The organism is Nitrosarchaeum sp. AC2 (assembly GCF_013407385.1).
Classification (GTDB): domain Archaea; phylum Thermoproteota; class Nitrososphaeria; order Nitrososphaerales; family Nitrosopumilaceae; genus Nitrosarchaeum; species Nitrosarchaeum koreense.
In genome coordinates this window covers 1,354,937-1,367,712 of sequence record NZ_CP030847.1, presented here as the reverse complement: position 1 = coordinate 1,367,712, position 12,776 = coordinate 1,354,937, and the positions used below count along the sequence as shown (strand labels likewise).

Annotated in this window: 14 protein-coding genes and 1 tRNA gene; 8 read left to right on the top strand and 7 right to left on the bottom strand. The window is 30.9% G+C overall.

From position 1 onward, the window contains the following. Nucleotides 1–30 precede the first annotated feature (30 nt). Nucleotides 31–1,917 (bottom strand): sensor histidine kinase, encoded by a 1,887-nt coding sequence (locus DSQ20_RS08260; protein ID WP_255458216.1) that lies wholly within the window; start codon nucleotides 1,915–1,917, stop codon nucleotides 31–33. Nucleotides 1,918–2,346: 429 nt separating this feature from the next. On the opposite strand from DSQ20_RS08260, the gene DSQ20_RS10875 reads away from it, so the two are divergent. The 3 genes from DSQ20_RS10875 (at nucleotide 2,347) to DSQ20_RS08245 (ending at nucleotide 3,440) form a co-directional block, all read left to right on the top strand. After that, a complete protein-coding gene (locus tag DSQ20_RS10875; protein ID WP_255458215.1) occupies nucleotides 2,347–2,823 on the top strand; it encodes a hypothetical protein in 477 nt (158 codons plus the stop codon). A 210-nt stretch (nucleotides 2,824–3,033) separates the two neighbouring features. Then, nucleotides 3,034–3,195 carry a hypothetical protein gene (locus tag DSQ20_RS08250; protein ID WP_007551205.1) on the top strand — a complete coding sequence of 54 codons (162 nt, stop codon included), beginning with the start codon at nucleotides 3,034–3,036 and terminating at the stop codon, nucleotides 3,193–3,195. 74 nt (nucleotides 3,196–3,269) lie between these two features. Continuing rightward, on the top strand, nucleotides 3,270–3,440 hold the full coding sequence (locus DSQ20_RS08245; RefSeq protein ID WP_007551204.1) for a hypothetical protein: 171 nt from the start codon (nucleotides 3,270–3,272) through the stop codon (nucleotides 3,438–3,440). Here the strand turns inward: DSQ20_RS08245 and DSQ20_RS08240 are convergent. Both DSQ20_RS08240 and DSQ20_RS08235 read right to left on the bottom strand, forming a co-directional pair. Then, entirely contained in the window at nucleotides 3,437–4,255 is an 819-nt protein-coding gene (locus tag DSQ20_RS08240) for a SirB1 family protein (protein WP_179365275.1), read from the bottom strand. The genes DSQ20_RS08245 and DSQ20_RS08240 overlap by 4 nt on opposite strands. A 3-nt stretch (nucleotides 4,256–4,258) precedes the next feature. Continuing rightward, complete coding sequence (locus DSQ20_RS08235; RefSeq protein WP_255458214.1) at nucleotides 4,259–5,473, bottom strand: hypothetical protein; 1,215 nt, start codon at nucleotides 5,471–5,473, stop codon at nucleotides 4,259–4,261. Nucleotides 5,474–5,551: 78 nt separating this feature from the next. Between DSQ20_RS08235 and DSQ20_RS08230 the strand changes: the two genes are divergently transcribed. From DSQ20_RS08230 to DSQ20_RS08210, 5 genes are all read left to right on the top strand, one after another. Further along, the gene (locus DSQ20_RS08230; protein WP_179365274.1) at nucleotides 5,552–6,433 is read left to right on the top strand and encodes a methyltransferase domain-containing protein; all 882 of its coding nucleotides are present in this window, start codon (nucleotides 5,552–5,554) and stop codon (nucleotides 6,431–6,433) included. A gap of 124 nt (nucleotides 6,434–6,557) precedes the next feature. Then, on the top strand, nucleotides 6,558–6,737 hold the full coding sequence (locus tag DSQ20_RS08225) for a hypothetical protein (RefSeq protein WP_179365273.1): 180 nt from the start codon (nucleotides 6,558–6,560) through the stop codon (nucleotides 6,735–6,737). A gap of 93 nt (nucleotides 6,738–6,830) precedes the next feature. Next, nucleotides 6,831–7,460, top strand: coding sequence for a DM13 domain-containing protein (locus DSQ20_RS08220; protein WP_179365272.1), 630 nt, complete (start codon nucleotides 6,831–6,833; stop codon nucleotides 7,458–7,460). Nucleotides 7,461–7,565: 105 nt separating this feature from the next. Continuing rightward, nucleotides 7,566–8,855, top strand: a complete 1,290-nt coding sequence (locus DSQ20_RS08215) for a sorbosone dehydrogenase family protein (protein WP_255458213.1) — start codon at nucleotides 7,566–7,568, stop codon at nucleotides 8,853–8,855. Between the two features lie 284 nt (nucleotides 8,856–9,139). Further along, nucleotides 9,140–9,487 carry a hypothetical protein gene (locus DSQ20_RS08210; RefSeq protein WP_179365271.1) on the top strand — a complete coding sequence of 116 codons (348 nt, stop codon included), beginning with the start codon at nucleotides 9,140–9,142 and terminating at the stop codon, nucleotides 9,485–9,487. Nucleotides 9,488–9,569: 82 nt separating this feature from the next. Here DSQ20_RS08210 and DSQ20_RS08205 read toward each other — a convergent pair whose 3' ends face one another. The 4 genes from DSQ20_RS08205 to DSQ20_RS08190 all read right to left on the bottom strand — a co-directional run bounded on the left by DSQ20_RS08205 (nucleotide 9,570) and on the right by DSQ20_RS08190 (nucleotide 12,738). Then, nucleotides 9,570–9,824, bottom strand: a complete 255-nt coding sequence (locus DSQ20_RS08205; protein ID WP_179365270.1) for a hypothetical protein — start codon at nucleotides 9,822–9,824, stop codon at nucleotides 9,570–9,572. Between the two features lie 144 nt (nucleotides 9,825–9,968). Then, nucleotides 9,969–10,083, bottom strand: a tRNA-Met gene (locus DSQ20_RS08200). An 81-nt stretch (nucleotides 10,084–10,164) separates the two neighbouring features. After that, the gene (locus tag DSQ20_RS08195; protein WP_179365269.1) at nucleotides 10,165–11,832 is read right to left on the bottom strand and encodes a DNA topoisomerase I; all 1,668 of its coding nucleotides are present in this window, start codon (nucleotides 11,830–11,832) and stop codon (nucleotides 10,165–10,167) included. A gap of 75 nt (nucleotides 11,833–11,907) precedes the next feature. Continuing rightward, entirely contained in the window at nucleotides 11,908–12,738 is an 831-nt protein-coding gene (locus DSQ20_RS08190; RefSeq protein WP_179365268.1) for an SDR family oxidoreductase, read from the bottom strand. Nucleotides 12,739–12,776 lie beyond the last annotated feature (38 nt).

Here is a 12,776-nt window from a genome sequence, read left to right as displayed (position 1 = left end):
TAAAGTATGTTCGTTTTCTGTTAAAATCTCTTACTGATTCTTTGTCTTTTTTGGAAGTATTATTGTAAATGTGGTTGGATTGTTATGAGCTGAGATAGTTCCTCCATGTTGTTCTATGATATTTTTGCATGATGAAAGACCTAAACCTGTTCCTTTTTCTTTGGTTGTAAAAAGTGGTTCAAATACTTTATCTAATATTTCAGAAGGTATTTTTGGTCCAGAATCCGATATTTCTATTTTGATATTGTCATCTATGACCTGTGATTTTATGTCTATCTGTCCTTCTACTTTACCAATTGCCTGAATTGCATTTAAAATGATATTTGTAAAAACAATTTCTAGTTTTTTTACATCACATAAAATTATGAAATCCGAATCTGTTATTTTTAATTTAATATTATTTGGTATTTCTAACGAATCGATTGATTCATTTATGATATCTGTAATTCTTTTTTCAGATAAATTTAACGGAGTGATTCGTACAAAATTTAAAACATCGTCTATTTGATGAGACATACGGAATATGGCTCTATCCATTCTTTGCATTGCCTTTTCTATTTCAGGATCTGTGTTGATTACCTGTTTTTGAATTATAGTTGCTGATGTTTTAATTGTGGCAAGTGGGTTTTTTAGATCATGTGCCATACTTGCTGAAAGCTGGCCAATAGCTCCTAATCTTTCATTTTTCATCATTGCGTGAGATTCAGCTAATTTTTTTTCAGTTTCAATTAATTTTTTGAGAGACTGACCCATTGAATTAAATGAATTACCGATCATATTGATTTCCATAATTTTTGAGCCTTTGAAATTAGAGTCAAAATCTCCTCCTGAGAACTGCTTTGCCATTTTACTTAACAGACGTAATGGATTTGAAATAAAATATGATAAAATAAGTCCAATCATTACTGATGATACCATTCCCAAAATCGATATTACAAGAAAAGAATTTTTCAGATCAACAAATTCTTCAGTAAATGAAGAATTGGATTGATCAACTATTGATGTCCATCCAAAACCTTCAAACTGCTTATACCCTGTAGATTTTGCATATGATATGAAAATTGGATCGTCTGGATTATCCGAAATGTTCACAGTTCCTACATCTTTCAAAGATTGAATTAAATCAAAATACGTAACAGCTTTAGTTTCTCTAAAATCTTGAATTCCATTTGAGTATATTATTTGTCCTTTTTCATTAATTAATAATATTGATCTGTTTTGTAAATTGAGAATTTCTGCATCATTAATAAATTCATGAATTAAATCATTTAATGTTAATGAAACTCTAAGTACTCCTAAAAATTCTCTATTTTGATCATCTATTCTCAAACCTATTGTTATGATATAATTTCCTAATTTTTCATCATACTCTGTTTCTCCTATATAGGTACCTTTAGCTTTTGCTTCTTGCCACCATTTTTCATCATCGTGTCTATAATCTGATGTTTCAGAATCTAATGCAACGTTTGCACCGTAGATATTTGTAATGTATAATTCTGATACCACATCGTAATCGTATTCTGATTTATAGAAATCTATTACATCAGTTAATTCTGATATCAATTCTGTATTAACAGTTGGTGAAATAAATGGTTGATTTTCAATATTTGTAAGAGGATCTTGTTCTTTCATTATTTCTTGTACTTGTTGTCTATGAAGAAACTCCTGATTAGATTTCATTAACGATTCTTGAATTATTGGAAGTTTTGTTAGCTGTCTAAAATCTTCAATTCTTTTATCAATATACTCATCAAGATCTTGCATCATGTTAAATGCGAATCCTTCATTTCTAGTTGTAAGTAACTTATTTACCTCTTGAATTGATATTGAAAATGAATAATATCCATAAACTCCAAAAATTAGAAAAATTCCAAACGTTCCTATGATTAACATTGTAGATAATTTCAATGAATTCACATCAAGTCATTCAGTGATTTAAACTGTTTTAAAAATAATTGAAATTAAGGCATGCCACAAATTCTAAGTTATTGTCTAATAACAAACTATGAAATATGATTCAATGAGTCACATAGAAGAACAAAATCAAAAACTGATTTCAAATAATCGTCATTCCCCTCATTTACCAGGCTCCCCTGCATTTGAAAACAGAGTAGAAAACAATTTTGTTTCTTCTAGTTTTCCATGTAATTTTTTGTATGCATGTGAAAACTGTGATGGTCCTTTGGCCCCTATTGCCGTGTGCTTGGTTTGTAAAAGAGCATCTATTAGAAAATGTCTTCATTGCCAAAGGGACATCATCACAGGTACTCATTTATCATGTGATACTTTGATTTCTTTTGCTAAGAGCAAATTTCACACTCGTCAATTTTCTGAGGAGGTGAATTTATGAATAAAAAAATAATCTTCTTTACATTAGCTGCACTAGTAGGTTCGTTAGTTATAGCTCCTCTACAAAGCACAGAGGCTGCACCGTATGTAAGTGGTGATGGATCTATTAGTAAGTACTTGACTAAAATAAAAGTTGAACAATACAAGAAGGGTTCTCCGTATTGGAGCTATATTGTGAAGGCATGTGCTACAGATTACCCATTAGCTGTTGCTATGATTGATCTTAAATCAGATGTAGAGAAAATAACACTTGGTGTAAACAATGTCATTCCAAAAGGACAATGTTCTTTCTATGGTGCTGTGATGAAAGCAAATGACGGTAAAACACTTGGTGCAACAATGATTCTCAAAACTGATGCATTAACAGAGGCCCAAAGTATATTGTCTAAATTACCATCTACTAACCAAAAAGATGCATCGATAAAAAGACTAATGGAACTTTATAATTCACTAGGATTCATTCCTAAATTATAAATTTCTTGAATCTTTTTTTTCTAATTTTTTATTAATTCTTCAATTAAGAATATGATCAAATTGAAAGAAATCATATATTTTACTTGAATCTTCGATTAATTGGCATTTTTCATAGATTATTAGTAGTTTTTGTATTAAATTCAGGTCGATTTTGTATTCGTTTAGGCATTGAAAAATTAAACTTAATAGACCGATTTCAGAGGTAAATACATGGGACGTAGAAAAACTCAGAAAATCATTCGTAGTGGCCCAAAAAATGCAACTACTGGAATGTGTCCATTATGTAAGACAATTGGTAAAGTATTCCTTCTTGGTCCGCCTGGGCAAGAAAGAGGAAAATGCGAGAAATGTCGCCAGGAATTTGAATTATAGTTACAAAAAACTAACCAGCCCATCAAAATATTTACCCATAACTTTTTAAGACAATTTTTTTATGATAGATAATCATGAGTTCAGAAGCAGAAACAATCTATGAGAGAGTAGCAAAGTTAGAAGATGAAATTGCATTACTTAGAAGCGAAGTTGATATTCTTAAAAGAGCATTAAGAAACAAGATTGCCCGACACGAGATATCAATGATCAAAAATGGACAAGATATTAGTTCTATTATTGACTAGTTTTTTGTTTTAATACTTCTTATTAGTTCTAAAATAAAATCTACGTCTTCTGCGTTTGGATTAATTTCTAAATATCGGTTCAAATATTCCAGCGCTATGTCTGAATTCAATAGTCTTTCTTCTAGTATTCCTTTATCTCTAATGTCGTCTGGTGAATTTGGTTCAACAGCTAACACCATGTTTGTACATCTTAATGCTTTGTCATAAACAAAAGATTGAACATATGAATTTTTTAAATTTCTTGCTAATCTGACAAGAATTTGCTCATGACTTATTTCATCAAGAAACTCTGGTTTGAATTCTAATTCTCCACCAAAATTTTCATCTAAAATATCTTGAAGGTCATCTATATCTAATAGCATTCCATCGTTAAACGGATCTAAAATCATTTCTTCATTATATTTTACCAATATGTGGCTTGGAAATCCTACTATCTTAAGCTCTAATCCAATAAATTTTGCAATTTCAGCATATAGTATAGAGATTGTTATTGGAAGTCCTGATTTTTTATCAATTACTTCATTTAAAAAATTATTTTTTGGATTATAGTAATCATCAGTATCGCCACTATATCCTAAATTTTGAAAAAGATGTTCATTTAAAATTGAAACTTGGTATGTAGGGTTTTTTACGTCACTGATTGATTCTTTTAATGACTTTCCAATTACTGTAATCTTTTGAATGTATTTTTCAATTTCTAGATCAGGATATTCTAGAATTTGGGCAAATTTGAGACACTTTTCGACTAAATTGAAGTTTGGGTTTTTTGCAAATGAAAGCCATTCAGCTACTAAGGGATCAAATTTTTCTGGCAATTGTTACTGCTTTATCCTGTTCAAGTATAATTGTGGCTCTTTTATCTCTCTTGTATTTGGTGGGTATTCAATTAATTTTTTGAATGCATTTTTCCCTAATTTCTCGTAGATTATTCTTGTGAAGTCTTTTCCCATACTTTTTCGAACCTGATATGACGAGAAATCTGTGCCCATAAAGGTGGTCAGATAATTTTGAAAGTCTTGATCATCTTTTAAGATATTTTCTATTGCAAATCCTGCCATTCCTTCCATTAATGTAAAAGCTGCATGGTGCTGTTGAATTGGATTTAACCATTTTTTATAAATGTCTAGCAATTGAGGAATTGCATTTGAAATTTTAGGATCAATTTCCACATGTGTAAATGTCATTACATCAGGACCAATCTGCTCAATTAAGAAGTGATCAGGATTTAAAAAGAAAAATAGATTTGCTTTTTTTGCAAATGGAAAATCATCTGGGACAGCTTGGAGTTGTAAATATTCTGACAGATTATTTACAGTTTGATTATTTAATTCTAAGATTATTGTTGCCAATTCTTCATTAATTAGATTAACCTGAGTTGCAGCACTTTTGTTTAATTGATGTAATTTTTCTTGGGTTGAATGGATTAATTCTTCAAGTACAGTCATTTTAACAGCTCCCAAATAGCCTGAATTTACATTTGCAAATCTTGATTCATAAGGTTCTCTCTGTTTGTGTAAGATAATTTGTGGGTATCTGGAAAGTACGAATTTGTTAAGGTAAATTATAGAGTCTAGATAATCTCCATACGTTGTAGATATTTTTGAGATGTATTGTATGGCATAAGTAGAATAGACAAGATATTTTGCAGTATCTTTTTTCATCAACTCTGCAATTTTATTAAGATCCTCATTTGCAACTGCACCAAATAATTCTCTTACAAACACTTTTGATTTTTCGTCTGAAAATACTTTTTCACCTTTTAATTTTTTTAACTCAACCAACTCTGGAAATTCTATTTTTAAATTATCTGCAATTTTAATTTCTAAAAATTCCTCGACCTTTTTCTTTAATGTTGGATATGCCTGATTAGCTATGTCTTCTAATTTTTCAAATGTAACTTTCTGCGAGAGATCATCATTTGCCAAGTTTGCAAGTTTGACAATTTCTTTTTCCTCATTGATTTCTACAGATAATTGACCAAACAACGCCTCTGCAAATTCTTCAAATTCTCCCAAATCGCATAAAATCTTCAAAATACTCCATTTAACATTATTCCTCTATGTATCTAAAAGAAATTATTAGTTCCAAATTATTTGGATTGGTATACAAAAATGCATGAATTTAGTCTTGATTTTCTTAGATGTGTTAGATGTAGCTCAAAGTTAGATCTTGATGTATTTAAAAAAGAAAATGAAATTGAAGAAGGTATTTTGGAATGTAAAAAATGTTCGTTATCATTTCCAATAATTAACAAAATTCCGATTCTTTGGGATGATTTTTCAAAATATCTCTCTGAGAGAATTATGCTGGGAGGGAAATTATTTAATTCTGCATCTGACGAAAAAATGAAAAAATTTCTTAAACATTCATTATCAAATTGTATACGAAAAACTGACGATAGAACATTACTTGAAGATAGATGGAGTAAAATCTATCAAAATAGTCAAAAATCAAAATTCTATTCCAATATTAAAAATGAATTGGATGCATTACCAAAATCAAAACTTGTGTTAGAATATGGCTGCTCTATTGGAACTATGAGTAATTATCTTGCAGATACCAATCAAATTGTATTTGGAATAGATAGATCTTTTAGTGCATTAAGTATGGCAAAAAAAACATCTAAAGATAATTTAGATTATTTTGTGGCTGATTTTCTATCTAATGTTTTTGGTAAGACAAAATTTGATTTGATTTTAGCATTAAATGTTTTAGAATTAATTGAACCGATAGATTATCTAAAAAAAGTCTCTGAACAAATTCATGCAGGTACATTTGTAATATCCGATCCTTATGACTTTGACAGAGGTAAAAATTCTGTTAAAAAATTCCTTGATGAATCGACATTGAGATCGAACTTGGAAAGGCTGATGTTTTCAATTACTAAAAAGACAAAAAAACCTTCTTTTATTACTTGGAATTTAAAACTAAATTCACGCTCAACTTTAACTTATAAAGTAGATTTGATAGTGGCAAAAAAATTATTACAATAAAAGATTTCAAAACAAATCATGAATTTGTAAGCATATCTATCAAGTAATTGATTTTTAGTTACATTTGAAAATCTAGATTTTGAAATTCTTACCTTATATTCCAGTTATGATCTAATTGATTAGTATGATTGGATTATTAGGTGATAAAAAAACTAAACTTGTACATCACTTAGATGGCTTGAAAAAAGAATGTAAAATTAGTGAAATGAAAATAACTGATAGGCAATATTTCACTCCTGATACACTTGAAAACGCAAAAAGTCAAAATTTTTCTCCTTGTGATTGGTGTATTTTAAAACAATAATGCAATTTTTTACTCTTCATTTAAAATAATATTCAAAAAGAATTGGATATAATTTGGATAATTGGTTTTATATCTTTAAGAAAATTTTGTATTATGAACAAATTGATAATTATTGCATTAGTTGCAATAATTGGAATAGGAGTGACATATGCAATTTCTCCGTACTTTACAAGTAGTACTGTGAATGAAGCACTACCTAATTCTGCAATTCCATTAAAAATGGAAGATACAACAATGATGAAAGATGAATCCATGATGAAAGATGAATCCATGATGAAAGATGAATCCATGATGAAAGATGAATCCATGATGAAAGATGAATCCATGATGAAAGATGAATCCATGATGAAAGATGAATCCATGATGAAAGATGAACCAATTATGGAAGATATGCAAATGCAAACATACGGAGGCACATTTGTTGGCGTGGGTGATGGAATACACGATGCACAAGGAATGGTAAGAACAATTCCGCTAAACGATGGAAATAATGTCCTAAGATTAGAAAATTTCAAAGCAACTAATGGTCCTGATTTGTATGTTTATTTGTCTACAGATAACAAAGCCTCCGAATTTGTTAGTCTTGGTAAGCTCAAAGCAAATAATGGAAACCAAAATTATGACATACCAGAAAATACCGATCTTGAAAAATATAGTAAAGTTTTGATTTGGTGTAAGGCTTTTGGGGTTCTTTTTGGCAATGCTGATTTATCCCCCCAATAATTTTTTATTTATTGATGATCTCTAAATCCACAATTTAAATTTGAAATACATTTTGTTTAATTTATACAAGATCATGTTTTAATTTGATAACATCAAAGTATTTTTGTGCTTAAAATTTTCTTTTTTATTTTCGGTATTTTTTCAATAGGTTTTGTTTCATTTTCATCTGCTCAAGAATTTCCAGAACTTGGCATTAAAGTTGAAACAGTTGCAGAAAACCTGAAAATACCTTGGGAAATTGATTTTGCCCCTGACGGTAGAATTTTTTTTACAGAGAGAATTGGTAATCTGCGAATAATTGAAAATAATCTAGTTTCTGAACCTATAATTTCATTAAAAGTATCTGGTTCTGAAGGAGGGTTACTTGGATTAGCTTTAGATCCTGATTTTGAAGAAAATCATTATTTGTATCTATATTATAGTTATTCAGATTTTTTTGATATCTATAACAAAGTTGTTCGTTATGTTGAATCTGATAATAAATTATTTAATGAAACGATTTTACTTGATAAAATTCCTGGAAGTCAAATACATGATGGAGGACGAATAAAGTTTGGTCCTGATGGAAAACTCTACATTACAACAGGTGACGCTGCAAATTCTAAAGCGGCTCAGAATCTCGATTCTTTAGCCGGAAAAATTTTACGAATAAATTCCGATGGTACAATCCCTGAAGATAATCCATTCCCAAATTCTCCTGTCTATTCTTTAGGACATAGAAATCCGCAAGGAATTGATTGGCATCCAGAAAGTGGAATTTTAGTTGAAACTGAACATGGTCCATCTGGTGAACGAGGAAATGCTCATGATGAGGTTAATGTAATATTTCCCGGTAATAATTATGGTTGGCCAAACATTGTGGGTGATGAGACAAATGTGGATCTCATAAATCCAATTTTACATACTGGTGATGATACATGGGCTCCATCTGGTTCTGTATTTTATAATTCAGATAAAATTTCTGAATGGTATGGAAAATACTTTATCGCAACATTACGTGGAAATCATTTGAGAATGTTGGATTTAGATTTGGAAAATAATCTAGTAATTAGTAGTAATGTATTACTTGATGGAGAGTTTGGTCGTTTACGTAGTGTGAATATGAGTCCAGATGGATATTTGTATCTTCTAACTAGTAATCAAGATGGTCGAGGGGCACCAACACATAATGATGATAGAATTTTACGAATTACCCCATTAGAATCTGATATGGAAAAAGGAAATAGTTCTCTTTCACCTTTAAAACAACTCAAATCAGGAATTCTGCCTAAAAATATTTCATGTAAGGAAGGATTAGAATTAATTTTTAAGATTAATTCATTTCATCCTGCATGTGTTAAATCTGAAAGTATTGCAAAATTAGTTGATCGTGGATATTCTAGTAGCCTCGACTAAATTTTTTGGTATGACTAGTATCATTGTCTACAATCTCTCGTATTTTTCTCTCTAGAGCAACTATTTGAGAGTCTCTACAACCCTGAGAGCAAAATTTTGTATTTTCACCTTCAAATGGTTTACTGCAATGCATACAAATTAAATTCAATGTTATCTACTTTCAAATGATACTTTTTGATTCTATTATTATTCCATTTGTTTGAGTATGAGCCTAATTGGTACTAAGGATTGCTATTTAAAATTTTTATAGAAAATTTTATCACCTAGAAAGTTTTCTTATAATTATGGAAATTCAACAAGCAGTTGAAAAAATTTTGAAGATCAGTCCATCTGTCAGAATTGTCAGTTTGTGTGATCTGAAAGGCAAATTGGTATTTTCTGCTCGTTCAAAGAAAGTACAGATTTTGGTCTCAAAGAAACAAAGTTTGGCATCATTAAAGGCTGCAGCATATGACTGGAAACAAAGAAAAAAACTGTTGAAATCACTTGGACCATGTAAATACGTAGTTGCAGAATATGATAAAGTCAAGAGGATAGTAATTCCTGCTGGCAAAGATCATATTGTGTATGTAACTACAACTGCTTCATTTGATCATAACAAAGTAATTCGTAAGGTACGTTCATTCAAATAATTACAACACCTTACTTTTTTCTATTTTTAATTTAGCTAATGCTATACACGTAAACGTATTTTTTGAGGCGAATGTGTTTTTTCTAATCGTCGAGTTTTCTTTTCTTAGTTCCTCTTCCTGAACTAACCCACATGCCTTTTGTTGACTTGGATTCAGTAGATGGAATGTCGCTAAATTTTATCTTGCCAGTTCCACGTCCTACGGAAACATACTTGTCTTTTGATTCTGCTTTTTTTGCTTCTTGAATTTTTTTGAATTCAGAACCTACCCAATTTGAAGAATCATCGACTTCAACAATTCTTGTACCTCTTCCTGATCGTACTTTTATTTTAGCCATTATTTTCACCTATACTACCTGTTTCTTATTAATAAGATTTTGAGCAACTTTATTGGAAATTATTTCTAAACATGATATTTCTAATTGTAATCATAATGCTATAATCGATAAGATCCGTACAATTTTATTTTATGAAATTGTGTGTGCCGGGGATGGGTTTCGAACCCACGACCTCCAGATTATGAGTATTGCCTTTTTTGGAAGAACCGGTAGAGTTTACCAATCAACTGGCACTCTAACCAGGCTGAGCTACCCCGGCATAAAGTATTTCAGATAATTTGAGAAATTAAATGCTACGTATATCACACCAAATGACTATTGATGATTTTTAAACAAATTCTTAATTTTTAGCTAATTCGGACCACGATACTTTTTCATTTTGTACCCAAAGGAATTTTTTTTGCAATGCTGCAGTGTATAATTTCTCCCATTCTACGCCTACTTCATTGGTCCAAGCTTTGAAGATACGTGGATCTATGTAGTTTCTTAATGATGTCCCAAGATTGTAATCTTTAGTTTTCTCTGACAAGTCAATTTGTAATTGTAGCTTTTCTGCTCGTTCACTGTGTTTTTCTTTCTGTTTTTTTATTTGTTCATTTAGTGTTTTAATTTTTTTTGCTTTGTTCTTTTTTTGAACATCTGTTTTAGCATCCATGGTCTCTGCTTTTTTTAATGCATCCATGGTTTTCTTCCAAGGTTGTTCTTTGGCTATATTTTTTAGCGTATCTCTTTTCTTTTGAAGTGCATCCTCATAGGTTTTCGGGATGGTTCTTTTATGATTGCACATTATAGCTGCTTCCAAATTTGCTAATTTTGCATGATACAGTTTTTCATTGGGTGTTTTTCCTTTGATGTTGTCATGCTCTTTTAGATAATTTTTTACCATTGTAGTAGCAAGATAGGTTCTGAAAACCTTAGCAGTTAGCCCGCTTACTATGCTAGAATAATATGCATTTACATGTCTTGAAGTTATATCTTCAAAAATCTCATCTTTTGGTTTTTTATTTTGAATTAGTTTTTTTAGATTTTCTTGGAATTGCTTATCATTACCTTCTGCTTTGACTGTTTCTTGCCATCTTACACTATCTTTTCCCAAGAAATCAAATTCGATTGTATTTTCTGTAATGTTGATGTGTTCTTTTCTTAATGTAGTTGCACCTACTGTATCTGCTTCATCAGGATCTTTTTCGTCACCTACTCTCATTGCAGTTCTATAAATCAAGTAACATACCGTTGCAATCCTGCTGATTTTTGGATCTTTACTCTTCATGTCTTTGACAATTCTTTCCTTTATTTTCTCAATCTCTTTTGATAGCTTTACAGCTTTTTCGTATTTTGCTTTGTCTCTATCTTGTTTTAATCCCGCTGTATCTGCAAGCCAAACATACTTTCTTTTCTCAGTAAGATAGTCTGTCCATCCAGCTAACCACATAGAATCATTATCATGAACAATTTTTCCCCAGTTTCCTTCTGGAACCTTGGCTTCCTTACCGAGATTTAGCGTTACATCTTTTGCAGTGACTCTGGGTTTCCATTTCCCTCTAAGTGGATGATCCCCTCTACCGATAAAAATTCCAGGAGGTTCTGCCATGTAATTAGCAACATCGACTTCTTTTCCATCCATGATTGCTTTGCCATACTTTTGAACAAGTTTTTCTCGTAATTCTTTTCGTTTAAGAGCTAGGGCTTTCTTTTCCTCTTTTGTCATCATCTCTCTGAGATCTTTTTCTTTGTCAACTATTTTGTAAGCATGAGAAAAGTCAATGTCTTGATATGAAATATTTTTGAATTTTGCTGGTAATGTTTTAGCAAAATCCTCTGTAAAATTTTGCTGAAAAACTTTGTCTTGAGCATAAGGAGTGTCTTTCTTTTTTGCCCATTGGTATGCCATCTCCTCTTGATTGAGATTAAGGTCTACGTTCTCTCCTTTGATCTTTATCTTAATTCCATGCGCTTCGTAGGCAGGAGGAAACAAGATTCCGTTATGTTGTAGTGTTTTCCATTTCATTTTTCATCAGTTAAAATTGCGGACTTTGACAAAAACTCTATTCTATGTGTATATCAATTTAACGTAGGTATGGTTTTAACTTGGAAATAGTTCTTTTTTGAGATAATTTTCAAATTCTGTATCTGTTTTTGCCCTTTTTGCTTCCAAAAACATCTGTGCGTCATTACCTACAACATATCTTGGTTTTGGATCTTTTTCTTTAATTGCCTTCAATATTGTAGTGGCTACTTCTGATGGGGGAGTTCCAAGCTCTGCCATCATCTTTACCCCCATGATCACCTTTTCAGTTATTTCTTTGTATGGTGAATCTGGTTTGGGTTCTGCTATCTTCATAGATGAGAAAAAGTTTGATTTTATTACACCGGGTTCAATGATAACTACTTTTACTCCAAACTGTCCCAATTCATACCGTAATGATTCAGATAATCCCTCTAGAGCAAATTTTGAGCTAATGTATGCAGGCGATCCTGGAAAACCAATTCTTCCTGCAACTGAGCTGATATTTACAATTACGCCTGATTTCTGTTTTCTCATCACTGGTGCAACTTTTTGAATTATGCTTATTATTCCAAAGAAATTTGTTTCAAATTGTGCTCTAAAATCTTTTACTGGTACATCTTCAACGCTTCCAAATAATCCCCACCCCGCATTATTTACTAAAACATCAATCTGTTGTTTTTTTGAAAGAATTTTTTGAATTGCCGTACTGATTGATTTTTCATCATCAACATCTAATTCAATAATTTCTATCTTTAGATTTTCTTTTTTTGCAATTTGTACTATTTTTTCTACTTTTTTTATGTCTCTAACTGTGGCAAATGTGTAAAATCCATCTCTTGCAAGTGACAGACAAGTTTCATATCCAATTCCTGATGTTGTTCCAGTTACAATTGCTACTTTTTCCATATGATTTATAGAAATTTTGTTATATTTATCCCATTTTG